The sequence below is a fragment of the Rhizobium sp. Leaf311 genome, assembly GCF_001423445.1.
Classification (GTDB): Bacteria; Pseudomonadota; Alphaproteobacteria; order Rhizobiales; family Rhizobiaceae; genus Agrobacterium.
Genome location: NZ_LMNZ01000004.1, coordinates 697,726 through 722,860 on the forward strand (window position 1 = coordinate 697,726; position 25,135 = coordinate 722,860).

At 57.5% G+C, this 25,135-nt stretch carries 23 protein-coding genes; 6 read left to right on the forward strand and 17 right to left on the reverse strand.

Features of this window, described 5'->3' with window-relative positions; all coding sequences use genetic code 11:
* The first annotated feature begins 104 nt into the window (after positions 1 to 104).
* Both ASF69_RS09145 and ASF69_RS09150 read left to right on the forward strand, forming a co-directional pair.
* Positions 105 to 725 (forward strand): TIGR00730 family Rossman fold protein, encoded by a 621-nt coding sequence (locus ASF69_RS09145; protein WP_062587252.1) that lies wholly within the window; start codon positions 105 to 107, stop codon positions 723 to 725.
* A 65-nt stretch (positions 726 to 790) separates the two neighbouring features.
* Entirely contained in the window at positions 791 to 1,588 is a 798-nt protein-coding gene (locus tag ASF69_RS09150) for an SDR family oxidoreductase (RefSeq protein ID WP_244475432.1), read from the forward strand.
* Positions 1,589 to 1,619: 31 nt separating this feature from the next.
* On the opposite strand, the gene rarD is transcribed toward ASF69_RS09150, so the two are convergent.
* From rarD to ASF69_RS09210, 12 genes are all read right to left on the reverse strand, one after another.
* Positions 1,620 to 2,528 carry an EamA family transporter RarD gene (gene rarD, locus ASF69_RS09155; protein WP_062587253.1) on the reverse strand — a complete coding sequence of 303 codons (909 nt, stop codon included), beginning with the start codon at positions 2,526 to 2,528 and terminating at the stop codon, positions 1,620 to 1,622.
* A 165-nt stretch (positions 2,529 to 2,693) separates the two neighbouring features.
* Entirely contained in the window at positions 2,694 to 3,650 is a 957-nt protein-coding gene (gene pip, locus ASF69_RS09160) for a prolyl aminopeptidase (RefSeq protein ID WP_062586968.1), read from the reverse strand.
* Between the two features lie 10 nt (positions 3,651 to 3,660).
* On the reverse strand, positions 3,661 to 4,125 hold the full coding sequence (locus tag ASF69_RS09165; RefSeq protein ID WP_062586969.1) for a GFA family protein: 465 nt from the start codon (positions 4,123 to 4,125) through the stop codon (positions 3,661 to 3,663).
* Positions 4,122 to 4,595, reverse strand: coding sequence for a GFA family protein (locus ASF69_RS09170; protein ID WP_062586970.1), 474 nt, complete (start codon positions 4,593 to 4,595; stop codon positions 4,122 to 4,124). The genes ASF69_RS09165 and ASF69_RS09170 overlap by 4 nt, the downstream gene beginning before the upstream one ends.
* A gap of 243 nt (positions 4,596 to 4,838) precedes the next feature.
* The gene (gene cysS / locus ASF69_RS09175; protein ID WP_062586971.1) at positions 4,839 to 6,221 is read right to left on the reverse strand and encodes a cysteine--tRNA ligase; all 1,383 of its coding nucleotides are present in this window, start codon (positions 6,219 to 6,221) and stop codon (positions 4,839 to 4,841) included.
* Positions 6,222 to 6,432: 211 nt separating this feature from the next.
* Positions 6,433 to 7,173, reverse strand: a complete 741-nt coding sequence (locus tag ASF69_RS09180; protein WP_062586972.1) for an SDR family NAD(P)-dependent oxidoreductase — start codon at positions 7,171 to 7,173, stop codon at positions 6,433 to 6,435.
* Positions 7,174 to 7,299: 126 nt separating this feature from the next.
* Positions 7,300 to 8,793: an amidophosphoribosyltransferase gene (gene purF, locus ASF69_RS09185; RefSeq protein ID WP_062586973.1), complete on the reverse strand. Its 1,494-nt coding sequence runs from the start codon at positions 8,791 to 8,793 to the stop codon at positions 7,300 to 7,302.
* Between the two features lie 138 nt (positions 8,794 to 8,931).
* Positions 8,932 to 9,519: a CvpA family protein gene (locus ASF69_RS09190; protein WP_062586974.1), complete on the reverse strand. Its 588-nt coding sequence runs from the start codon at positions 9,517 to 9,519 to the stop codon at positions 8,932 to 8,934.
* Positions 9,520 to 9,624: 105 nt separating this feature from the next.
* On the reverse strand, positions 9,625 to 11,910 hold the full coding sequence (locus tag ASF69_RS09195) for an autotransporter domain-containing protein (protein WP_062586975.1): 2,286 nt from the start codon (positions 11,908 to 11,910) through the stop codon (positions 9,625 to 9,627).
* A gap of 727 nt (positions 11,911 to 12,637) precedes the next feature.
* Entirely contained in the window at positions 12,638 to 14,038 is a 1,401-nt protein-coding gene (radA, locus tag ASF69_RS09200; protein ID WP_062586976.1) for a DNA repair protein RadA, read from the reverse strand.
* A gap of 175 nt (positions 14,039 to 14,213) precedes the next feature.
* Complete coding sequence (alr, locus tag ASF69_RS09205) at positions 14,214 to 15,389, reverse strand: alanine racemase (protein WP_062586977.1); 1,176 nt, start codon at positions 15,387 to 15,389, stop codon at positions 14,214 to 14,216.
* Between the two features lie 209 nt (positions 15,390 to 15,598).
* Positions 15,599 to 17,095 carry a replicative DNA helicase gene (locus ASF69_RS09210; RefSeq protein WP_062586978.1) on the reverse strand — a complete coding sequence of 499 codons (1,497 nt, stop codon included), beginning with the start codon at positions 17,093 to 17,095 and terminating at the stop codon, positions 15,599 to 15,601.
* Positions 17,096 to 17,423: 328 nt separating this feature from the next.
* On the opposite strand from ASF69_RS09210, the gene ASF69_RS09215 reads away from it, so the two are divergent.
* Genes ASF69_RS09215 through ASF69_RS09225 form a run of 3 tightly spaced genes read left to right on the forward strand, consistent with a single transcriptional unit; the run spans position 17,424 to position 20,631 of the window.
* Positions 17,424 to 17,879, forward strand: coding sequence for a MarR family transcriptional regulator (locus tag ASF69_RS09215; protein WP_062586979.1), 456 nt, complete (start codon positions 17,424 to 17,426; stop codon positions 17,877 to 17,879).
* Entirely contained in the window at positions 17,876 to 19,546 is a 1,671-nt protein-coding gene (locus ASF69_RS09220; RefSeq protein ID WP_062586980.1) for an MFS transporter, read from the forward strand. The genes ASF69_RS09215 and ASF69_RS09220 overlap by 4 nt, the downstream gene beginning before the upstream one ends.
* 17 nt (positions 19,547 to 19,563) lie before the next feature.
* Entirely contained in the window at positions 19,564 to 20,631 is a 1,068-nt protein-coding gene (locus ASF69_RS09225; RefSeq protein ID WP_062587254.1) for an HlyD family secretion protein, read from the forward strand.
* Between the two features lie 39 nt (positions 20,632 to 20,670).
* Here ASF69_RS09225 and ASF69_RS09230 read toward each other — a convergent pair whose 3' ends face one another.
* Positions 20,671 to 21,381, reverse strand: a complete 711-nt coding sequence (locus ASF69_RS09230; RefSeq protein WP_200939056.1) for a winged helix-turn-helix domain-containing protein — start codon at positions 21,379 to 21,381, stop codon at positions 20,671 to 20,673.
* Between the two features lie 121 nt (positions 21,382 to 21,502).
* On the opposite strand from ASF69_RS09230, the gene ASF69_RS09235 reads away from it, so the two are divergent.
* The gene (locus tag ASF69_RS09235; RefSeq protein WP_062586981.1) at positions 21,503 to 22,444 is read left to right on the forward strand and encodes an EamA family transporter; all 942 of its coding nucleotides are present in this window, start codon (positions 21,503 to 21,505) and stop codon (positions 22,442 to 22,444) included.
* A 79-nt stretch (positions 22,445 to 22,523) separates the two neighbouring features.
* On the opposite strand, the gene rplI is transcribed toward ASF69_RS09235, so the two are convergent.
* From rplI to rpsF, 4 genes are all read right to left on the reverse strand, one after another.
* The gene (gene rplI, locus ASF69_RS09240) at positions 22,524 to 23,099 is read right to left on the reverse strand and encodes a 50S ribosomal protein L9 (RefSeq protein ID WP_062586982.1); all 576 of its coding nucleotides are present in this window, start codon (positions 23,097 to 23,099) and stop codon (positions 22,524 to 22,526) included.
* A 14-nt stretch (positions 23,100 to 23,113) separates the two neighbouring features.
* A complete protein-coding gene (locus ASF69_RS09245) occupies positions 23,114 to 24,085 on the reverse strand; it encodes a hypothetical protein (RefSeq protein WP_062587256.1) in 972 nt (323 codons plus the stop codon).
* A 160-nt stretch (positions 24,086 to 24,245) separates the two neighbouring features.
* Positions 24,246 to 24,494 carry a 30S ribosomal protein S18 gene (rpsR, locus tag ASF69_RS09250; RefSeq protein WP_042618600.1) on the reverse strand — a complete coding sequence of 83 codons (249 nt, stop codon included), beginning with the start codon at positions 24,492 to 24,494 and terminating at the stop codon, positions 24,246 to 24,248.
* Positions 24,495 to 24,506: 12 nt separating this feature from the next.
* Complete coding sequence (gene rpsF / locus ASF69_RS09255; protein WP_062452557.1) at positions 24,507 to 24,977, reverse strand: 30S ribosomal protein S6; 471 nt, start codon at positions 24,975 to 24,977, stop codon at positions 24,507 to 24,509.
* Positions 24,978 to 25,135 lie beyond the last annotated feature (158 nt).

Consider the following 25,135-nt stretch of genomic DNA (forward strand, 5'->3'; position numbering starts at 1 on the left):
TAAAAAACACTCATACAAGCGGCTGCCCTTGAAAAGCAGCCTATCCAGCGCTTCATTCCCCAAATTTTCTTGACGGATTGGCCGCCCGGATGTTCCTTCAGCCCATGACTGAAGAAAATACATCGATTCGATCCATCTGCGTCTATTGCGGTTCCCAGCCGGGACGTGACCCAGCCTATATGGAAGCCGGGCGCGCGCTCGGCAAATCCATTGCCGAAAACGGCATTCGCCTGGTCTATGGCGGCGGCACAAAAGGCATCATGGGCGCTGTTGCCAGCGGCGTTCTGTCAAGTGGCGGCGAAGTTACGGGCATCATACCGGAATTTCTGGTTGATATGGAGGCTACACGCCATTCTCTCGGACAATTGAACGAGCTCGTCATCACCAAGGACATGCATGAGCGCAAGCACATGATGTTTGAACGCTCCGATGCCTTCGTTACCTTGCCCGGCGGCATCGGTACGCTGGAAGAGATTGTCGAGATCATGACATGGGCGCAGCTCGGTCGTCACGCCAAGCCAATGGTCTTTGCCAATATCAACGGCTTCTGGGACCCGATGCTGGAGCTGATCCGCCATATGCGCGACCAGGGCTTCATCCACCGCGCCCATCTGCTCAATCCGCTGGTCATCGAGGCCGTTGAAAACATCGTGCCAGCGATCATTGAACGCGCGACCGCACAGCAAAACCCTGAGGGCGATCCCACAATTATTTCGCAGTTGTGATAGGGTTTCGGGAGCCTTTTTTAATTGATCACCTACAGGTGGCAAAGCGATGCGCTTGACAACGAGTGGCGCCTTTTGCTTGCCTTACTATGGTCAATCGGAAGGAAAATGCAGTGTCGCTTCTTGGAACAACGGTATTGGTGACGGGCGCCGGGCGGGGGTTGGGCGCAGCGCTCGCCTATGTGCTGGCTGAGAACGGCTGCAAGCCAATTCTTGCGGGGCGCGATGTCAGCGCGTTGAAACGTCTAAGCGTAAATATTCAAGATCGTTTCAACATATGTCCTGACATTATACAGCTTGATCTTTCGGACACTCGAAGTGTCGACGCTGCAATCCTTAAGCTTCGAGGCAGTCACGACACGATTGATATTCTCATCAACAATGGTGCTATGTGGCTCGAAGCTTCTGACAAGGACCATGTGGCCCAGGATGTTTTGGTTACTATTAATTCTGCAGTCACCGGTACTTTCCTTTTGACACAAGGGCTTCTGCCCAGCCTTCTGAGTTCGCCTCGTCCCGATATCGTCACAATTGGCTCGATAAGCGGGCTACCAAATGCAGCACTTCAGACGGTTTCAATTCCGATGTATGCCGCAAAACGTGGGCAGTCCGCTCTTGCGGAAGGATTCGCCCAGATGCTGGCAAGGACACCAGTTCGCTCCATTGCTATCCATCCACCCTATCTCGATGACATAGCGCCCGGCACATCCGAATGGGAGATGGCTGCTGCTCGCTTTAAGGGGCAGCGCGGGACCAACAGAGACATCGCGGAGGCGGTTTTGTTCGCTGTAACGCGGCCACGTCACGTTACGCTTTCGATTACCGTGGATGCCGATGATGGCGGATTGCATCCGTCGCGGTAATCGCAAGAACCGCAAAGGGTAAACGCCATCTTCACGTTTTTTTTCGGATCAATCCCGGCACGGTATAAATAACCAGTGCCGACCAGATCATGAAGAAGGCGATCAGCCTCACCGTATCGAAGGGTTCCCGGAACACGAACACCGCGATGATGAAGATGATCGAAGGCGCTATGTACTGCATGATGCCGATGGTCGAGAGCTTCAACAGCTTGGCACCATTGCCGTAGAGAATGAGCGGCGTGGCGGTGACCAGACCGCTTGCGATGAGCAGCCACGTATCCGTCGGCGTGCCTGCGAGAAAATGGGCTTGTCCCGTGCTCATGAGATAGATGATGTAGGCAAGTGCGGGGGGCGTCATTAACAGGACCTCCAGCAGGAACCCCTGTGTCGGGCCTATCGGCAACGTTTTTCGGAAAAACGCATAGAAACCCCAGGAGACTGTCAGGGCGACGGAAACCCAGGGGAGGCTGCCAGCGTGCCATGTCAACAAGGCGACGGCGAGAGACGCCAGGACAATAGCTGCGATCTGAAACCGGCTGAGCTTTTCTCTCAGCAGTACGGCCCCGAGAAAAATGCTGAAGAGCGGATTTATGAAATATCCAAGTGCCGCATCGAGCGCGCGGCCACTGCCAATTGCCCAGATATAGACACCCCAGTTGATGCTGATGATGGAAGCCGTCAGGCAAGCCATGGCCAACATGCGCGGTGTCGTCAGCGCCACCCTGATTTCGGCGGTGCGACCCAGGATAACGAGCACGGCAGCGGCAATCGGCACGGACCAGACCACCCGGTGCGCAATCACCTCGAACGGCGAGACATGCGCGACAGCCTTCATGTAAAAAGGCAGAAAGCCCCACAGGATATAGGCGACGAATGCGTAGGCAAATCCCCGTGCTCCATCCGCCTGTCTGGCACTTTCATTGGTTTGGTTCACGGCCATGTTGAATACCACGCTTATCGGAAAGCACCGGGCTATTCCTGTTTTGCGTGATATACCAATTCATTCGCGTGAAGGATGGTGTCAGAAAAAATGAGGCTACCCGAAGAGATGCGCCGCCTTGAATCAGAATGTCAGGCGGTGCATCTAATCTCTTGTAACCAAGGGTTATTTTCCCGCGAAGCGATCTGTCGCCCGGATGAGCTGGTCGAGAATGCCCGGCTCGCTGACAGCGTGGCCGGCGGCCTCTACGATACGGAAGTCTGCCTTTGGCCATGCCTTTGAAAGCTGCCAGGCATATTTCAGCGGGCAGGGCATGTCGTAGCGCCCGTGGATGATGACGCCGGGAATGTCTTTCAATTTATAGGCGTCGCGCAGTAGTTGGCCCTCTTCAAACCAGCCGCCATTGACGAAATAGTGCGTTTCGATGCGCGCAAAGGCGATCGCATACTGGTCCTCGCCAAATTCATCGACCCGCGTCTGGTCCGTCACCAGCGAGATCGTGGCACCTTCCCACTGGCTCCAGGCCCTGGCGCATTCCAGTTTTTTCTTTTCATCAGAACCGGTGAGATAGCGGTTATAGGCCACCATCATCTCGCCGCGCTCAGCCTCAGGAATAGGCGCAATGAAGGTTTCCCAGCGATCGGGATACATTTCCGAGACACCGAACTGGTAGTACCAGTCCAGTTCCGCCTTGGTCAGGGTGTAGATGCCGCGCAGAACAAGTTCGCTGACCCGCTCCGGATGCGTCTGCGCATAGGCGAGCGCCAAGGTCGATCCCCAAGAGCCACCGAATACCTGCCACGTCTCGAAGCCGAATTTTTCGCGAAGCTTTTCGATATCTGCCACCAGATGCCAGGTTGTATTGGCCTCAAGCGACGCGTAGGGCGTTGAGCGTCCACATCCCCGCTGGTCGAAAAGGACGACATCATAGAGCGCTGGGTCGAAGAGACGCCGCTGCATCGGGTTGACGCCGCCGCCGGGACCGCCATGCAGGAAGACCGCTGGCTTGCCGCCCTTAGTGCCGACACGCTCCCAATAGATGACATGGCCATCGCCTACATCCAGCATACCGGTTTCGAAGGGTTCGATCTCTGGATAGAAGCTGCGCAGCGTCTCGCTCATTGCATGTTCCTCAATTCACATTGTCTTCAGGTGGCCATACAGCCGTATCGTGGTCTGGATGCTGGTAGGAAACCAACGTGCTCTCATCCAGACTTTGCTGCACATCGGGCTTGTCGAACAATGTCTTGATCCAGGGCATCTGCATATGCGCGTTGACCTGCACCCGGGGCTCAAGGTCTTGCGGGTGGTCGAAGGCGCCGATGGCGATCTCCACACCGCCGGGATAATGATATGTCAGCGGCGTACCGCATTTGTTGCAGAACCCGCGATGGATTTTCGCCGAAGAGCGAAAGAGCGTCGGCTGTCCGCGCGTCCATGTCAGATGCGCCTGATCCGCCCCCACCAAGGCGCCGAAGAAGTTGCCGAAATGTTTCTGGCACATGCGGCAGTGGCAGATGGAAGGGCGGCCAAGCTTGCCCGCGTGAAAGCGTACCGCACCACACTGGCAGCCGCCGGAATATCCCGTATCAGTCATGATTTCTTCTCCGGCCATTCTGGCGTGTCGTGATCTGGATGCTGGTATGAGGTGAGGTTCAACAGATAGTCCACCGTGGTCAAGTCCTCTTCTGTCGCCACGGCGGGAAGGGTGTGGAGACTATCTACGAAACCGATCTTTTTCTCGATACCCCATTGTATCGAGGGCGGAAAAGCTGAGGGATCGTCAAACGCGCCAGCCGCGATTGCCATGCCATCCGGTGCCTCATAGGTCAGCGGCGTTCCACACTCTGCACAAAAGCCACGCCGCACAACATCCGAAGACTGAAACCGCTTCGGCTCGCCTCGGGTCCATTCGAAACGCACACCACGGACCGAAACCAGTGGCGCATAATAGGCACCGAACGCCTTCTGGCACATGCGGCAATGGCAGATGGAGCTATCCTCAAGATCGCCCTCGACATGAAAGCGGATCGCACCGCATTGGCATCCACCGGTGTGGATCGTCATGGCATGTCCTCCTCGATTGCTCTCAGTATGTGGAGACGTGGCTTGTCGACACACTGTGAGATGCCGTTGCAGGACGGCATCCAACTCGATTACCAGCTTATGCGAAGGACGAGCAAAATCAACGATACATCCAAGACGCTGTGGCGTCGCTGCGAAACAGAGAGGGGGCTTACCGCGAAGCAAGCCCCCTGTGCAGCCAAAACGGCAGTGGTAGCGAAAGTCTCCAACTAAGGTGCGATAAACCTATCGCTTGATTTCCCAGGTCGTTATCCGCTCACCGGTTTCCTTGTCCTTGCCGTCCTTCAACTGGATGCCCTTGGCCAGGAGATCGTCGCGGATGCGATCTGCTTCTGCGAAGTTCTTCGCCTTCAGCATCTCGAGCCGCATCTCCACCAGAGAATCAACCGCTGCCGCAATGGCATCATCCACAACGGCCTTTTTAGGCAGCACACCCAGCAATGCGGCACTGGCTGCGAAAGCGGGCAGCTTTTCCGGATCGGCATTGGCGGCCTGCGCGAGTGCGTGAAGGGCCTGCACAGCCGCCACCGTGTTGAGATCGTCCGCCAAGGCGTCCAGCACCGTCTGATCGGGCTCGGCATCGCTGACATCAGCGGCAGGCCATTTCGCCAGCAGACGTTCTGCCTCTTCCAGGCGTTTTACCGAAAAATCGATAGGCTCGCGGTAATGGGTCATCAGCATGGCAAGACGCAGCACGTCTCCCGCCCACTTCCGACCGCCAAATGTTTCGGTGTGCAGCAACTCGTGGATGGTGATGAAATTGCCGTCCGACTTCGACATCTTGCGGCCTTCGACCTGCACGAAGCCGTTATGCATCCAGACATTGGCCATTACATGCGTGCCGTGGGCGCAGCGCGACTGGGCGATCTCGTTTTCGTGGTGTGGGAAAATCAGGTCCAGCCCGCCGCCATGAATATCGAAGGTCTCGCCAAGGTAACGGCCAGACATGGCCGAGCATTCGATGTGCCAGCCGGGGCGACCGCGGCCCCATGGGCTTTCCCAGCCGGGCTCATTGTGGCCCGAAAGCTTCCAGAGCACGAAATCTCCGGGGCTCTTCTTGTGAACCTCGACCGCCACGCGCGCACCCGCCTGCTGTTCGTCCAGCGGGCGCTTGGAAAGTTGGCCGTAATCGCCCATGGATTTCGTATCGAACAGGACTTCACCGCTGGCGACATAGGCGTGCCCGCGCGCAATCAGTTTCTCGATGATCTCGATCATCTGCGCGATATTGTCGGTGGCGCGGGGCTCGACCGTTGGCTCCAGGCATCCCAGCATGGCGACATCGTCGTGGAATTGCTGTGCCGTCTTTTCAGTGACGGCGTGGATGGCATCGTTCAGTGGCAGGTCAGGGTAATCCCGCAGCGCCCGCGCATTGATCTTGTCATCGACATCAGTGATGTTGCGCGCATAGGTAACGTGTTCCTGGCCATAGACATGACGCAGAAGCCTGTAGAGCACATCGAACACGATGACGGGACGCGCATTGCCAATATGGGCGAAGTCATAAACAGTAGGACCGCAGACATACATGCGGACATTATCAGCATTGATCGGCTGGAAATCAGCCTTTTCGCGGGTCAGCGTATTGTAAAACTTCAGGCGCGACATGGGATTTTTCCTCAAGGGCAATCAATTCCCCAGCCGGAACGTTTGTCTGCTTTGACCTTTCGGGAGACGAAAACGATCTGGCCGGGTGGTTAAACCGGCAAAATTCAACTCAGCAACAGCAGCAGATCGTTATTTTCATGGCTTGCCTTATGAAACGGCAAGAGGTTCCGGTCAAGAGCTGTGGTGCGCCGCTGCGCACCAATCTCAACCTTTACTCCGGTGTGCGGTAGCTCACGAACTTCCGGTCGCGGACCACATAGATCTTGCCGGTTTCCGTGACATCAGGTGAGGCCAGAGGCAGAATGGCGGCTGCGACCTCCGATGGATGGGGCAGGGTGTCAGGATCTTCGCCTGGCATGGCCTGGGCGCGCATGGCCGTGCGGGTGGCGCCGGGATTGATGCTGTTGACGCGCAGTGCGGTCGCTTCCGTTTCCGCTGCCCATGTGCGGGCGAGAGCCTCGACCGCTGCCTTGGACGTTGAATAGGCACCCCAGAAGGGACGGCAGGAATGCGGTGCGCCCGATGAGAGGATGAGCGCACGGCCTGCATCGGATTTCAACAGCAGGGGTTCTACGGATCGGATCAAGCGCCATGTGGCGGTGACGTTGATGGTCATGACCTTTTCGAAGACCTTCGCCTCGATATGCCCGACGGGAGAAATGACGCCAAGCACGCCCGCATTGGCGACGAGAATGTCCAACTTGCCCCAGCGCTGGTGGATGGATGCGCCGAGTGCATCAATGGCGTTCATATCCGCAAGATCAAACGGCACCAAGGTTGCGGTGCCGCCCGCTGCCTTGATGGCGTCATCGAGGTCTTCGAGACCGCCGACCGTTCTGGCGCAGGCTATGACATGTGCCCCAGCCTTTGCCAGTTCCAGCGCCGTGAAATAACCGATGCCACGGGATGCGCCGGTTACGAGCGCGATGCGGCCTTTAAGGTCGATGGTCATTGTCTCCCCCGAGAAGATGTTTGAGAGTGCGTCTTAAAGGCAAGCGCACCAGACGGCAATTGGCCGGGACGTCGCATGGCCAGGTGCGACAGGAAAAGCCCGCGCAGCAGCGCGGGCAATCTTCAATCAGCCATTGCTGGCAAGCATGGAAATCTTGTTGCCCATGGCTTCGCCATTCTTGTCCAGAAGGCGGGTCGGATATTCACCGGTAAAATAATGATCGGTAAACTGCGGACGGGCAGGGTTGCGGTCCACGCCGCCCACGGCCTGATAAAGGCCATTGATGGAAAGGAATGCGAGCGAATCCACGCCGATGAACTTCGCCATGTCGGCGACATCGGCATACTGGTTTGCCAGCAGCTTGTCGGCATCCGGCGTATCGATACCGTAGAAATCCGGATGGAAAATCATCGGGCTGGCAACGCGGATGTGCACTTCCTTGGCACCGGCCTCGCGGATCATCTGCACGATCTTGACCGATGTGGTGCCGCGCACGATGGAGTCATCCACCAGAACGACCCGCTTGCCTTCGATCATGGCGCGGTTTGCCGAATGCTTCAGCTTGACGCCAAGCGCGCGGATGGACTGAGTTGGCTCGATGAAGGTGCGGCCGACATAGTGATTGCGGATGATGCCGTATTCGAACGGAATGCCGCTTTCCTGAGCAAAGCCAAGAGCAGCGGGCGTGCCGCCATCCGGCACGGGCACGACAACATCGGCCTCCAGCGGCGCTTCCTTGGCAAGGATGCTGCCCATATTCTTGCGGGTCGTGTAAACGTTGCGACCGCCCACCACGGAATCCGGACGTGCGAAATAGACATATTCGAACAGGCACAGGCGCTCTGGCTGTGGCTTCACCGGCTTGCGGGCATCAATGCTGATCGAGCCGTCCGGCTGTATCTCGCAGATGATGACCTCGCCATTTTCGACATCACGAATGAACTTCGCGCCGATAATATCGAGCGCGCAGGTTTCGGAGCAGAAAATCGGCTTGCCATCGAGTTCACCCATGACAAGCGGGCGGATGCCCGTGGGGTCACGTGCGGCAATCAGCTTGGTGCGCGTCATCGCCAGCATCGAATAGCCGCCTTCCATCTGCCTGATGGCATCGATGAAGCGGTCAGCCGTGGAGGAGTGGCGGGAGCGGGCAATGAGGTGGAGAACGACTTCGGTGTCGGATGTAGACTGACAGATGGCACCGGTTGCGATGATCTGGCGACGAAGCGTCAGTCCATTGGTGAAGTTGCCGTTATGGGCAACCGCGATGCCGCCTTCTTCCAGTTCGGCAAACAGCGGCTGCACGTTGCGCATCGCCACTTCGCCGGTGGTGGAGTAACGTGTATGGCCGATGCAGATGGAGCCGGGCAGGCGGGCCAGCGTGGCTGGATTGGTGTAATGGTCTCCGACAAGGCCCATATGCCGTTCCTGGTAGAACCGCTTGCCATCGAAGGACACCATGCCAGCGGCTTCCTGGCCGCGGTGTTGCAGGGCGTGCAGGCCAAGAGCCGTCAGCGCCGCCGCATCGGGATGGCCGAGGACGCCGAACACGCCGCATTCCTCATGCAGCGTATCGCCATCAATGATGTCGTTGAAAGTAGAATGCGAAAGCGGCTCATTCATCTGGCTTGCCTTTGCTGAAGTGCCAAAAACAAAAACCGCGCCGGGGAGATCGTCCGCCAGTTTGGTCTGTCTACTGCCTATATTGAATATCTAGCACAAATAGCGCGCCTTGCATGTATTGCAAGACGCGCATGACCGTCAATTGTTTGTGGCCGGAGCGGTTGTCGCAGGTGCGTCTTCCGCGGGCGTCTGCTCGGTCGTCCCTTCCGCCGGCTTGCCCAGAATGCGGGCCCGGATTTGCGGCTCGATATTGTCGGGAAGGGCCGCTTCAAGCTTCGAGACCAGACCGTCCAGGAAAGGCTTGGACTTGGCCTGCGTTACCCATTCCGGCTGGGTCCTGACATCGACCAGCCAGTTCCAGAAGGCAACGGCGACGACCAGAAGCAGGATGCCGCGGGCCGCCCCGAAGAGAAAGCCGAGTGTCCGATCCAGAGCGCCGATACGGCTGTCGATGATGAAATCGGCAATCCGCGACGTTATGAAGGATATGATGATGAGGGCGACGAGGAAGATGACGCCTGCCGAACCGGCAACCGCGATCTTTTCGTCATCGGTATAGTTGCGCGCATAGGGCAGCAGCACCGGATAGAGATAATAGGCGGCCGCGACCGAGCCGCCCCAACTAGCGATGGACAAAATTTCCCGCGAAAACCCCCGCACCATGGCGAGAATAGCGGAGAATAGAACGACGGCAATGACTATGCCGTCGAAAATCGTAATGGGCATCTACCAACTCCGGAGAACGCGACACTGAGTGAATCGTCACTGTGCCAAATTTGGTCCCTCTTACACTAGGCGTTTAGCCAGTTAAAGGACCAATAGCTTATGTTCTCAAAACTTGACCGTATAGTTCGAGCGCAGCCACACGGTCGGGTCCTGCCCCTGCGTGGTTGCGTTGACCATGAATGATGCCGTGCCGCCGGCTACATCGAGCTCCGCACCGATGCCGCCGCGAACCCAGATCTGCTTGAGATCCTGACCTTCAATGCTGAAATCATTGATGCCGGTCAGTGTGCCGCTGGTGGCTGCGGATTGATCCTCGAACTGGTAGCTCACTTCTGTTTTTGCCAGAAGTCGAACGGTCTCGTTCATGGGGCGAACAAAATCCGCACCGATGCGGGCAATCGTCGAATGATCGCTCGTCTCGTCATAGCGGACGGGGAAGGAGCCGCCGGTTTCGCTGTAGCCATCGACCGTCGTGCTCGCATAGGAAAGGCCCGCATAGGGGGTGATGTCCGTGTTTGCGACATTCGCAGCGTTCAGCCAGTCGAAGCGGATCTTGCCGCCCCATGTGTCAGCGTCCGTGCTGCCCTTGGAATAATCCTGAGCCGCGCCATTCAGGTAACCGCGCGAGGTATCGATGCTGGTCCGGCTGAAGTAACCGCCGAGGGTGACGTAGAGATTGGAACCCACATTGGCGGAGGCCTCGGGCGAAAGGTAAAAGCCCTTCTGTTTCACCCAGCCGCCTGCATCGAGATCCTGGTCGCTATAGCTGCCACCGACCGAAATGCGTGCGGTGATGCCTTCGGCAATGCCATAGCCATAACCGAATTCGCCCAGTGCCAGACCGCCCTTGGAGATATCGCTGTTGTCATAACCACCATCGACCGTGCCCCAGGCAGACCGTTCACCGACGCCAAGCAGGTTGCGCATCGGGTTACCCTGGGCACCGAACATGATGGTGTTGGCGCTGGAAACGCTGTTCTGCACGGTACTGGAAGCTGCCTGGACGACCGTTGGATAGAATTCCTCTAGCGTGATGATGCCACCGGTGCCGCCACCTGCATCACCACCTGTGCCGCCGCCTGCGCCGCCGCCTGTATCACCACCGGTATCACCGCCTGTGTCGCCGTCTGCGTCACCGCTGAATTCACCCACACGGGCCACAAAGACGTCGCCGTTGCTTGTGTAGCCCATGACAACATTACCGTCATCGGAAATGAAGACCGCATCTTTTGTGGTGTAATTTGCTGTGACATTGGCACTTGCCAGCCACTGATCGACAGAAATCATGTTTGTCGTTTCAGACCAGCGAAACGCCTGATCTCCATAGGCGGTGCTCGTTGATTTACCAACGACGTAAGCGCCGTCGGCGCTAACGGCACGAGCCTCCGACGTGCTGGCGCCACCTTCATGGAGGACGCCCAGATCCGTGAGCGTCGTCTGGTTGTCGGAATGCACGAGATAGCGAAAGGCATGCGTGGTGGAAACTTGATCCGATAAATCCATGGCGTCACCGGAACCGACGATCGCATTACCCGAAAGTGACAATGCAGCGGCATTCATGGCTCCCGGGGCCTGGGAATAGAGGTCTTGCATCATGTTGCCGATGTCTTTAATTCCGCCGTCCGGCGTCCAGCGAAAAACCTTATAAAGCGAATTGCCTATCCCGCTGCCTGCTACCACGGCCCCGTCGGCGCTCACGTAGTAAGCATAGGAGTAATCGTAAAGGCCGTCGTTAATATCCGTCACGGTGTTCGTTGCCGTGTTCCACACCATGGCATGGCTCTTTTCGTAGTCCAGCGTATCAACCGGCGGAGCCAACAAGTTACCGACAACGGTGCTGCCATCGCGGCTTATTGCGTCGGCGAAGATATCGTTGTACCGGCTGCTGTTAGCCGGCGCTGTCAGCGTCGGGCTGCCGTTCTGCCAGAGGAAAAGCCGTGCGCCGTCATTCTGGTAGCTGTAAGTGCCAAAAACCTTGCCGTCGTTGCCTACGCCAGAGATAGTAAGGGATGCGCTGTCCTTGTTCTCGATTGAAATATTTGTGTAGGCTCCATTGCGCCAGATGAAGCTGATGGTTTTGCCTGTTTGCGAGTCGTCATATTTGCCGACCACATATTTTCCATCAGGGCTTATGCTCCTGGGTTGAAAATTCTGTGCGCCCTGCGGAGGGGTTAGGGTGACGCTGGAATCGTTGGCATTGGAAACGACCTGATAGGTATACGTAATGCCGTCGCTGCTAGGGATTCCCACCAGATAAAAGGCGCCATTGGCGCTCATCCCGTAAATATTCGATTGCGCATGGGGGATAGCTGAAGCAGCACTACCGTAACCTGCGACCACCGCTGCCAGCGATACGGCAGCCAAATATCCATTAAATTTCTTTTTCAGCATATACTCACCAAGCAATCTTCGATCCGAACCAATACTCGGATTTACGAATCATCAGGTAGCATTGGCCATTTTTGATTTCAATATTCTAGATTTAAGCAAGTAAAGTTACGAATAGAGAGCGATAGTATATTTATCCAATTTTAACGAGTTTATATATGCGTTGGTTTTTAAGTGGAGCATCATATAGGATAAAAAAATACCGAGATAATCGCGAATGAACTTACATGAGTAATGTTCGATTTTTTATCCAAGAGTATTTTTTGAATATCATGAGAGTATTTGTAATGTTTTTGCCGTCGACTCCAAGAAAAAATTTGGACAATCGGTGTTGAAAATTTACATCACTTTCCATCGGCGAAAAGCTTTGTGAAATGGGACGTCGTTACCAAGGAAGCACTCTGCCGCTAACAAACTTCAGCAACTTGAGCTTGAAATATTCATAGCTCAATGACGCCTCTGGACGGGATGATATCGACCGAAGCACGACGCGTCCTGCTGGACCACTCGCTTCTATCTCAAACAAGAAATCAAGCTCGCCGTTGCTCGCTGCATGGCTCGCACGACATCTCACATTCGCTGCCGTCACGGTCACGCAACGTTATTTATGCGGCCCGCCTTCAGGCAGGCGACCGCGCATTCGGTTCCTCACGGAAGCCGCCCGGTCACTATGCCTTCGTCGGGTCTAGTAGCCACCTCTATGTAGCTCTCGACGTAAGCGAAGACTGCTCTAATCATCCTCAGCTTGCCTGAACCGGCTGCCCGACCCCGCAATGCGTGAGACAAGATCCGGCAGGCTTTCGATTTCAGTCCAGCGTCCCTTGCTGCCCTTTGGCAATTCAGCCGACGCGGACGGCAGGAATGCGCTGGAAAAGCCGAGCTTTTCAGCCTCCTTCAACCGTTGCCCCGTTTGCGAAACGGGGCGCACTGCGCCAGACAGGCTGACCTCACCGAAATAGACGCAATCGGCGGGCAGGGCGAGGCCGGCCAGCGAGGAAACCAGTGCAGAAGCGATCGCCATATCCGCTGCAGGCTCAGAGATGCGGTAGCCGCCGGCGATGTTGAGGTAGACGTCGTGGCTGCCAAGCTTCACCCCGCAATGGGCTTCCAGGACCGCGAGGATCATGGCAAGGCGTGACGAATCCCATCCGACGACAGCGCGGCGCGGGGTGCCGAGCGATGTCGGCGCGACGAGCGCCTGAACTTCCACCAGCACCGGGCGGGTACCCTCCATACCCGCAAACACCGCCGCCCCCGGCGATTTTTCGTTACGCTCGCCCAGAAAGAGTTCGGAGGGGTTGGAAACCTCCCGCAGGCCCTTGTCGGACATTTCGAACACGCCGATTTCATCGGTCGGACCGAAACGGTTCTTCACCGTGCGCAGGATCCGGTAATGATGACCACGGTCGCCTTCGAAATACAGGACCGCATCGACCATGTGCTCGACGACGCGCGGCCCGGCGATCTGCCCATCCTTGGTGACGTGACCGACCAGCACCATGGTCGCGCCGGTCTGCTTGGCAAAGCGGATCATGGCCTGCACACCGGTTCGCACCTGTGTGACCGTGCCCGGCGCGGAATCGGCCGTGTCGCTCCACAAGGTCTGGATGGAGTCGATGATGATGAGGTCCGGGCGCTTGCCTTCCGAAATCGTGGCAAGAATATCCTCGACATTGGTTTCAGCCGCCAGGAGCACATCGGTATCGGCGGCACCCAGACGCTGCGCGCGAAGGCGCACCTGTGCGACCGCTTCTTCACCCGAGACATAGACGATGCGGTGGCCGCGACGGGATAGTGCCGCTGCCGCCTGCATCAACAATGTGGACTTGCCGATACCCGGATCGCCACCGATCAGGACCGCCGACCCGCGCACGAATCCGCCGCCCGTGGCGCGGTCAAGCTCGCCCATGCCGGTTGGAATTCGCGGGGCTTCTTCGATTTCGCCCGAAAGCGACGTCAATGTAACCGGGCGTCCCTTTTTGGGCGTCTTGCCCGGGCCGGACCCGATGCCACCCATCGGATCTTCTTCAACGATGGTATTCCACTCGCCACAGCCCTCGCACTTGCCTGCCCAACGAGTATGGACCGTGCCGCAGTTCTGGCAGATAAATTGTGTTCTGGCTTTGGCCATGAATTCCGGTGCTTCTCTTGCAAATGGATGGCGGCCGTCTGCTCATGATCTCTCAACGGTAGAGAGCGAACAGATCAGCGACGACCCGCATGAATCAATTTGATCACTTTTTGTTCTCTCCTAGCACAGGTCTGTCGCTCTTTCCAAGGGCCGAAACGGCCAGAGACTTCGAGCCTCAGTCCTCGTCTACCAGATACTGGCGCTCGTATCGCAATCCAAGACGGGTCAGCACTTCATAACCGATCGTTCCGGCTGCGCGTGCCACATCGTCCACGGGCATATTGGGGCCGAAGAGTTCGATGTAGTCGCCAGCACGGATCGCGTTTGCGGGGAGGTCGGTGACATCGAAAATCGTCAGATCCATTGTTACCCGACCCGCAATCGGCACCTTGTGACCATTCACGAAGCCATGAGCGCCGCTATTGCCCATTTCTCGGAGAGGAATGCCGGAGCCGGAGAGGGAGCGGTGGTAGCCATCCGCATAGCCAACGGAGGCAATCGCCAGTCGGCTGTCTCGTGTGAGGCGCAGCGTGCCGCCATAGCTGACGGTTTGGCCCTGCTTTGCTTCACGGATCTGAAGGACCCGTGCTTCGGCTTTCGCCACTGCCCGCATCGGATTTGCTAGGCCGTTGACCGCCTCACCACCGTAAAGCGCTATGCCGGGGCGGGTAAGGTCAAAGTGGTAATCCGGTCCGAGGAAAATTCCGGCAGAAGCGGAGAGGCTTGATTCGACGCCTTCGAAAGCCGCGACAACCTGTTGGAATGATTCAAGCTGCATCCTGTTCATGGGTGAGGATGGCGTGTCTGCGCAGGCGAGATGGGAGAGCACGAGGACAGGGTCGAAGCTCGCCGGTCGTGTCACGTCGTCGGCCAGAAACAATGCATCATCCAGCGACAGCCCCAGACGATTGAAGCCGGTATCCACATGCAGCGCGAAGGGGTGATCGCCACGCTCGGCCATCAAACCCATCCAGAATGAGAGCTGTTCTTCCGATGCAACGACCGGCACAAGATCGTTTGCGAAAACCAGACGTTCCTGCCCGGGCCATATGCCGGACAGGACAAAAATCCGGGCTTCCGGTGCGTGGGGGCGAAGCGTTGCGCCCTCTGCCACGGTTGCAACGAAAAAGTCCCGTGCACCGGCGTGATAGAGCGTTGCGCCGCAGTCTTCGATACCCATGCCATAGGCATCGGCTTTTACCACCGCGCTGGCGCGGGCCTTGCCGGAGCGACTGGCCATGTCGCGCCAGTTGTCGGCAAGTGCGCCAAGGTCGACGGTCAGGCGCAGCGGCGCGGCATCGAAGGCATCGGTTTCAATCTCGGAAAAGCTGTCGTCAAAATCGTCTGTCATGGTCCTGTACCGCTGGCTCTGATGGCGCTGGTCTATCACCTTTGTAGCAGCGGGTCATGACGCGAGAGACAAAACTTTGTCACGGCAGCGTTGTCCCCTGGGGAGGTGAACTCAGGGGACGGAGCCTGAATCATTATCTCAGGCCTTGGGTTCAAGTACCTGTAAAGACAACGCCCTGCGTGGCTGGCAGCAGGGCGTTGGCAGAAAAATCAATGCTCTTCATATTGCGTGAAGGATGGGTCAGCCAGATCCGCAAAGCGGGTGAATTCCGACTGGAAGGCGAGTTTGACGGTGCCGGTCGGTCCGTGACGCTGCTTGGCGATGATGACGTCTGCGGTGCCCTTGACCTTGTCGAAATGGGCTTCCCATTCGGCATATTTGGGGTCCGAGATATCGCGAGGCTCCATGTTCTTGACGTAGTATTCCTCGCGGAACACGAACAGCACCACGTCGGCGTCCTGCTCGATGGAGCCCGATTCGCGAAGGTCGGAGAGCTGGGGTCGCTTGTCTTCGCGGCTTTCCACCTGACGGGATAGCTGGGAGAGCGCGATGATGGGAACATTGAGTTCCTTGCCCAGCGCCTTGAGACCCGTGGTAATCTGGGTGATTTCCTGCACGCGGTTTTCGCCTGACTTGCCGGAGCCGGTCATCAGCTGAATATAGTCCACCACAAGGCAATCGAGGCCGCGCTGGCGCTTGAGGCGGCGGGCGCGGGCGGAGAGCTGAGCGATGGAAATACCACCGGTCTGGTCGATATAGAGCGGCACCTTCTGCATCATCTGGCTGCAGGCGACGAGCTTCTCGAAGTCCGCTTCGGTAATTTCACCACGGCGGATTTTTGAGGACGAGACTTCCGTCTGCTCGGAGATGATACGTGTCGCCAGCTGTTCGGACGACATTTCGAGCGAGTAGAAGCCGACGACGCCGCCATTCTTGGCCTTGAACGAACCGTCCGGCTGGACTTCCTGCTCATAGGATGCAGCGATGTTGTAGGCGATGTTCGTGGCAAGCGAGGTCTTGCCCATACCCGGGCGTCCGGCAAGCACGATCAAGTCGGAACGCTGCAGACCACCCATGCGGGCGTCGAGAGAATGGATGCCGGTGGAGATGCCCGACAGGTTGCCGTCGCGCTCGAATGCGGCGCCCGCCATGTCGATAGCAAGCGATACCGCGTCGTTGAAGGACTGGAAACCGCCATCATAACGACCCGTTTCGGCCAGTTCGAACAGGCGGCGTTCCGTGTCTTCGATCTGCGTCTGCGGTGGCATGTCCAGCGGCGCGTCATAGGCGATGTTGACGACGTCCTCACCGATCTGAATCAGCGCGCGGCGAAGCGCCAGATCATAGATCGCGCGGCCATAATCTTCGGCATTGATGATCGAAACAGCGTCCGAGGCGAGACGCGCCAGATATTGCGCCACGGTCATGTCACCGATCTTGCCGTCGGCCGGCAGGAAGGTCTTGATTGTCACCGGGTTGGCGGTTTTGCCCATGCGAATGATATCGCCCGCGACTTCGAATATCTTCCGGTGAAGCGGCTCATACAGATGCACGGGCTTCAGAAAGTCGGAAACGCGGTAATAGGCGTCGTTGTTGACGAGGATGGCGCCAAGCAGCGCCTGTTCCGCCTCGATATTGTTCGGTGCCTCACGGTAAAGCGGTTCAGCAGCCGGGGCGGGGGTGATTTTTCTCACAGCGTCGTTCATGGTTTTCTGTGATCTCCCTTAAGGCTGGTCGGAGCCTTCGTTTCATGCAAGCCTGCCGGTTTGAGGCCAGCGGCGGCGGCAGTCAAGGACATTGCGGCAACAGTGACAAAGAGGCGTGCGGGAACTTTGGCAGGCGTCCTCACAAATTGTGTTGTTAACAGTAATCCACAGGCAAAGCCGTGAAGTGCAGGTCCGCAATTCGAATCGGTCGTGGTGGCTATGAGTTTACGTCATGGCTGCCATCGCCACAAAGCATCTTGCATCTTACCGCTTGCGAAAATAAATAGGGATAAAATAGATAGCGTGCTAATTATAAGGTGAAAGTACTTTGTCCCGTGCGAGTGAAAAAGAGCAGCTTTTCGATGAGATGGCGGCTTTCAATCGTAAGCTCAGATCCTTCTTCGATGCCCGGGTGGCAGAGCAGGGGCTGACGCTTGCGCGCGCCAGGGCTCTTTTCGCACTGTCGCGCCGCGGTCCGCTGACCCAGAAGGAACTGGCTGAAGAGCTGGAGATAGAAACTCCGACGCTTGTGCGGGTGCTGGATGCGATGGAGAAACAAAAACTCATCGAGCGGCGTTCTGACGAGATCGATCGGCGCGCAAAACGGATCCACATGACGCCAGACGGTATGACCACATTCAAGGATGTTGATATGCAGGCCAAATCCATGCGCGCAGAGATCGCGGCCGATATTTCGACGGACGATATTCGCGCAGCACTGGATGTGGTCCGCAAGCTCTCTCATAATCTGCAGAATCTCGCTGGCGAGAGGGTGCAATCATGAGCAACGCCCTGTCGAACAAAGATTTGGAGGCTGACGATGCCTCGCAGTTGAGGGAGACCGCTCCCGCAGCGCCAGCGCCCGTGCCGGAGAAGTCGCTAGTCGCGAAACTGCTGTATATTGCTGCCGGACTGACGTTTTTCGTGACTCAGGGCATGGGCATGAACATCGTCATGGCCAACATCTATCAATTGCAGGGAGAGTTTTCAGCGACGATTGCCGAAGTTGCCTGGCTTTCCGCGGCCTATATGGCGCCCTATGCGACCTTTTCCATTGCGCTTTTCAAGGTGCGCCAGCAATACGGTCTTCGACCATTCGCAGAAATCAGCATCATCTGTTTCGTTCTGGCTTCCTGTCTCAACCTCTTCGTGACTGATCTGCATTCGGCCATCGTCGTGCGCTTCGTCAGCGGAATGGCGGCGGCACCTTTGTCATCGCTCGGCTTTCTCTACATACTCGAGGCTTTCCCGGTGCAGCGCAAGCTGACGCTCGGCCTCAGCATTGCGCTGACTGGCACGCTTCTGTCCGCGCCGCTCGCCCGCATCGTCTCGCCGACGTTGCTGGATATCGATGGCTGGCAGGCGCTCTATACGATGGAAGTGGGGCTTGCTCTTGCCGCCTTGCCCATCATCTACCTCTTGCCTTTGACGCCACCACCGCGCGCCAAGGTCATCGAGCGTGTGGATATTCTCAGCTACATGCTGTTTGCCGGGGGTCTTGGCTGCCTTGCAGTATTCCTCACCCTTGGCCGCTTCTACTGGTGGTTTGAAACCTGGTGGCTCGGCGTTCTCCTTGCCACATCCGTCGGTCTGCTGACGGTGATGACGCTGATCGAGCTGCCACGGAAAAATCCCATGCTGGATTTGCGCTGGATATTCTCGCGGACCAACCTGCATCTGATTGCAATTCTGCTGATATATCGCGCCGTTTCGTCTGAGCAGTCGTCAACAGCGGTCAGCCTCTATCAGCAGCTCGGCATTCTCAACGAGCAGACGACGTCGCTTTATGCGCTGATCATTCTGGCAACCGTGCTGGGTGGTGCGTTGTGCGGAATATTGATGCTGACGAAATATGTCGACACCGCCCACGTGATCGCGCTTTCGCTGATTGCCCTTGGCGCATTCATGGATAGCGGGCTGACCAATCTGGTTCGACCGGAACAGATGTATCTCAGCCAGGCAATGATTGCTTTTGGTGCCGCCATGTTCCTGCCGCCTGTAATGGCGAAGGGCTTTGGTGCGGCACTGGCAAAGGGCCCGCCATACCTCGTCAACTTCATCACCATCTTCCTGTTTACGCAGATTACCGGATCGATGTTGACGACAGGCCTGCTGGGATCTTTCGTGACGCTAAGGGAAAAATTCCATTCCAACATCCTCGTGGAAAGCATCCTGCTGCAAAACCCGCAGGTCGCTCAACGCGTCAGCCAGCTTTCGGCGGGATACAGTCATGTCATAACCGATCCTGCCTTGCTCAAGGCGGAAGGTCTTTCGCTGCTCAGCCAACAGGTAACGCGCGAATCCTACATATTGGCATATAACGACACGTTCCTGCTGATTTCGGCCTGTGCCGCGGCAGCTCTTGTCATGCTTCTCATCCATCTTGCATGGTTACGTTTCAAGCCTCTGCTCAAAAGCGCAGAGGATGGCGTGGCCGCACCTCAATCGTGATTGTCCGAGATATCAAAATGCTGAAGAAAATTTTCACGCCTCTTACTCTGATTGTTCTTCTGGGCGGCGTCGCCGGTGTGGCGCTTGTGCTCTATGCATGGCGTCTGCCGCCGTTTTCCAGCACGGTGGAAATGACCGACAATGCCTATGTGCGCGGCTATGTCACCACCATGAGCCCGCAGGTCAGCGGTTACATCGTTGATGTGCCGGTCAAGGATTACCAGGGGGTCAGGGAAGGCGATGTTCTGGCCAAGGTCGATGACCGCATCTTCCGCCAGAAGCTGGCGCAGGCGGAAGCCTCGCTCGACAGCCAGAGGGCAGCTTTCGACAATTCCCGCCAGCAGGAAATCGCCGCCAAAGCCAATATCGGCTCCGGTGAAGCGGCGGTGGATAGCGCGCAGGCATCACTGAAGCAGGCTCAGCTGGCCGCGGATCGTCAGGACAGCCTGCTTCGCAGTGGCGCCGGAACCTCAAGCGTGCAGGAAGAAGCGCAAGCCAATCTCGACAAGGCTCGTGCAGGTCTCTCACAGTCCAAGGCCGCACTTGAGGTGGCCCGGCAGGATCTCCAGACCATCATCATCAATCGCGGGTCTCTGCAGGCGGCGGTTGCCAATGCGGAGGCCGCTGTCGAGCTGGCAAAGATCGACCTGCAGAATACCGAAATCCATGCACCAAGGGACGGCAAGCTGGGCGAAGTCGGCGTGCGCGTCGGCCAATATGTCGCCGCCGGAACGCAGTTGATGGCGGTCGTTCCCCACGATATCTGGGTCGTCGCCAACTTCAAGGAAACGCAGCTTGGCGGCATGGAAGTGGGGCAGGCGGTTTCGATCTCGGTCGATGCCCTCCACCGTCGCAAGCTGACCGGCAAGGTCGAGCGTTTCGCACCCGCTGCCGGCTCCGAATTCGCGGTCATCAAGCCTGACAACGCCACCGGCAACTTCGTCAAGATCGCTCAGCGCCTTGGTGTCAGAATCTCCATCGACCCGGATCAACCGCTCGCTGCTGAACTCTCTCCGGGGATGTCGGTCGTGGTGCGGGTAGACAAGGCCGCTACGCCGGGGAATGCCGGGACGGTCGCAAAGTAAGCTCGATTTTGCGGGCAGGGCGCTCGATCCTGCCCATTGTTACAGCGCGTTCCATTCTGCCGGAAGACAGAATATTTCGCGCAAACCCTTGTTGCCCGCGGGCGTGATGCGCAAAGCGCGACTGTCGGCGCGTCTGGCCAGCCAGCCCAGTTCCAGCGTGCGGTCCAGAAGGGCGGCGCCGACGCGCCCGGCAATATGGTAGCGGCGCTCGCTCCAATCCAGACAGGTCTTGCAGAGAGGGCGCTTCGAATGCGCGCCCTTGTCGAGGTCGATCCCGAACTCCTGCAGAAATGCATTTCCCTTTTCGGTCAGGAGCGCACCCTCGTCGGACAACACAATGTGCGCATTTTCGGAAAGGCTGTCGGCCATGGCCACAGCCAACCTGCCAGCGATATGGTCATAGCAACTGCGGGCGATCCGCATATCTTTTTCTTTTGGACCGACAGGATGATGCCGCTTCGGCCCATCGGCGGCTATGTTCATCAATGCATCGATGCCGTTGGCAACCTGCGCAGATGCGAGACGGTAGTAGCGGTGCCGCCCCTGCTTGACGGTGGAGAGAAGATTGGCATCGACCATTTTTGCCAGATGGCCGCTGCCCGTCTGTGGTGTTACCCCCGCCTGCCGGGAAAGCTCGCCCGCCGTTAGCGCCTGTCCGCCCATGAGCGCGCAGAGCATATTGGCACGCGTGGTGTCACCCATCAGATTCGCGATGGCGGCAATGGTGTTGGGTGAGGCTATGCTTGTCATTCCGTAACGCTAGCACTAAAGCTGCGCACCGTCAGCGGGGCATTGTTCGGCCGCTGCCGAAGCTTCCGGTCTGCCGACGTCTCTATAGGATGAGCATTGGCATCATGTAAGGGACATTGGAATGACTGGAAAAATCGGGCTTATGCGGGAACTTGGCCTGCTTGTTCTGCTGGGATGCCTCTGGGGCAGTTCCTACACCTTCATTAAGCTCGGTATCGAGACCATTCCGCCGGTAACGCTGATTGCCGCAAGAACCACGATAGCCGGTGGCATATTGATGGTCATTCTTTACTGGCGCGGCCTGAGACTTCCGACGAGCCCGCAGCTATGGAAACGCTTTGCGATTCAGTCGCTTCTCAACAGTGTTTTGCCCTTCACACTCATTGCGTGGGCGGAACATTATATTGACGCCGGTCTGGCGGTAATCCTCAATTCCTTGACGCCGGTCTTCGCCTTTCTGCTGACGCTGCTCATCACCCGGCATGAGATCGTCAACGGCCGCAAGCTCTTCGGCGTCATGATCGGACTGATCGGCACGATCGTGATGATCGGCATACAGGCGCTAAACGGTCTCGGAAATGTCGTGCTTGCCCAGCTTGCCGTCATTGTCGCCACCGCATTGTATGCCGGTGCCGCAATCTTCGGAAAGAACTTCAAGGGCATCGATTCGATGATACCGGCAGCAGCATCGCTGATATGCGGCGCCATCATCCTCATTCCGATCAGCCTCATTGTCGACCGGCCATGGGAACTTGCGCCCTCAACCAGGTCGATCATGGCGCTGATGAGCCTCTCGATCTTCTCCACCGCTCTTGCATTCACCATCTACTTTCGACTGGTGCATACGCTCGGCTCGCTTGGAACGACCGCGCAAGCCTATGTGAGGGTGCCGGTGGGTGTGGCCATCGGGGTCATCTTTCTGGGGGAAGAGCTGCACGCCTCGACCATCGTGGGTCTTGTCTGCATCCTCACGGGTGTTGTCGCCATGACGCTGCCGCCTGGAGTGCTGCGTCTCGGGCGCCGCAAAAGTCCAGCCAGGCAGGACGAGCCTGCTTCCTCGTAAAACCGGCCTGATATCTCCCCATGAAAAAACCCCGGATGTTGCCATCCGGGGTTTCTTTATAGCCGTAAGGCCAGAACGATTACTCGTCGTCGCCGTCCTGATCTGCATCTGGATCAAAGAAGTCTTCTGGACGAAGAGCATCTTCGTCAACGCCGTAGATGGCGTCTGCAGATGTCAGGCTCTCACCCTTTGCCTGACGCTCGGCTTCTTCAGCAGAACGGGCAACGTTGAGTTCAACCTGCAGCTCGACTTCCGAATGGAGGTGAAGCGTAACATTGTGCAGGCCGATGGTCTTGATCGGTGTGTTGAGCTCGACCTGGTTGCGGCCGATGTTGAAGCCTTCTGCGCCGAGGATTTCAACGACGTCGCGAGCAGCGACAGAGCCGTACAGCTGGCCGGTTTCGCCAGCGGAACGTACAACGATGAAGCTCTTGCCTTCGAGAGCGTCTGCAACCTTCTGGGCTTCAGACTTGCGCTCGAGGTTACGGGCTTCGAGCGTTGCGCGCTCGGATTCGAAACGGGTCTTGTTGGCAGCGTTGGCGCGAAGAGCCTTGCCCTGCGGCAACAGGAAGTTACGTGCGTAGCCGTCACGAACCTTTACGGTTTCGCCCATCTGGCCAAGCTTGGCGATGCGTTCGAGAAGAATGACTTCCATCTTCTTGATCCTTTCTAGTTATCGGTTTCGTTGTTGTCGGATTTCCGTACAGGCGTGAGGGAGATCGTGCTGCGCACGTCGCTCAGACCCAGTACGAGAATGATGAGCAGCGGAAAGACGAAGACCGCTGAAATATAGCTGAGGACCAGAACCGGCCAGCGCCAGTCCTTGCCCTTGGAACGGTGGTGCAGGGCTGCATAGCCGGCCATAAGGAAGCCCGCGCCGAAGGTGCCGCAAATGACAGCGCCGACCATGGCGACAGTGCCGCCGACGAAGGTCATGACGATACTGGCCAGAAATACGAAGATCGCGTTGCGATGCATCCGCAAAGCGGCTGCGATATCTTCGCGCGGGCGCAGACCCTTGCCGAAGGAATTGACCATGCGGCAGGCAAAGTAATAGGCCGCAAAGAGCATGATGACCCACAATCCGCCCTGAATCATGGGAAGCATCAGGACCAGCAGGGACTTTGTCTGAGACAGGGCCGTCGCATCTGGTGTGAAGCCTGATTCGCGCGCCTGTACCGACGTCATCATTGCATCGACCAGCTGCGAAACGAGCTCAGGACCGTAGCCGATCATCGTTCCGAGAATGACGACCGACAGGGTGATAAGGCCGCACAGATGCAGGACGATGCCTGAAAGGGGATACCAGGCCAGCAGATCCTCAGGGCCACCAAGCTCGGAAGCGGGGCGTGCGAGATTGGCAAGATGAGACAGCCAGCCCGCTGGAACCAGTGTAAAGATTGAAATCGTCAGCGCGAAAATCGGCGATACGGCCAGCGCACCCAGAAAGGCAGCGGACAGCACGGCAACGATGGCCGCAGCATTGCCCCAGCCCAGACCGGCGACGAGCACGGGCATGGCGGATGCAGCATAGAGCAGGAATGACATGGACGACTGTGCAGTTGCGCCGAGCGTAAGAAACGCTGCGCATATGCCGGCGAGGATGCCGGAAATCAGCACTGTCTGGTTCAGTTTTTGCACGTCGCTGTCCTGCTGGAATTTGATAGCAGTTAGAGGAAGGTCCGTTTGAACCGTATCCCCAACATGGGATTTCATATCTGGATCGATCCGCGCCCAACGCGGAAGGAGATATCTACTGATAGAAACGAGGCCGCGCGAAGACGCGGCCTCGCAGCGTCAATTAAGACAGAACGTAAGGCAGCAGGCCGAGGAAACGAGCGCGCTTGATCGCCTGAGCGAGTTCGCGCTGCTTCTTCTGGGAAACAGCTGTGATACGGGAAGGAACGATCTTGCCACGCTCGGAAATGTAGCGCTGCAGAAGACGTACGTCCTTGTAGTCGATCTTCGGAGCGTTAGCGCCGGAGAAAGGGCACGTCTTGCGACGGCGGTGGAACGGGCGGCGTGCCTGGGAAGAAGATGCGTCAGCCATTATATATGCTCCTTATGCACGGTCTTCGCGCGGACGGCGCGGACGGTCTTCACGGTCGCCGAAGCCACCTTCACGCGGCGGGCGAGGACCACGGTCGAAACCGCCTTCGCGCGGGCCACGGTCAGGACGGTCGCCGTCACGGCGTGGACGGTCGTCGCGATCGCGCTTCTGCATCATTGCAGACGGACCTTCTTCGTGGGCTTCCACGGCGATGGTCATGTAACGAAGAACGTCTTCGTTGATGCGCATCTGACGCTCGATTTCGTGGATTGCCGGTGCCGGAGCATCGATGTCCATCAGAGCGTAGTGAGCCTTACGGTTCTTCTTGATGCGGTATGTCAGGGACTTCAGACCCCAGTTCTCGACGCGTCCGACTTTACCGCCAAACGATTCGATAACGCCCTTGTACTGCTCGACAAGTGCGTCGACCTGCTGGGCAGTGATATCCTGCCGGGCAAGGAAGATGTGTTCGTAAAGAGCCATTTAAGCTTTGCCTTTCTTGCGTTGCATTCATCACCCGGCAACGGCGCTAAGCCTCAACGACTGCTCCTGTTTGGCAAAAGCCAAGGGCAAGAAAAGCGTTGTTCGAGACGGTCGAGAGCGGAGACACGGGAGGCCGGAAAAACCTTATGGTTCCTGCT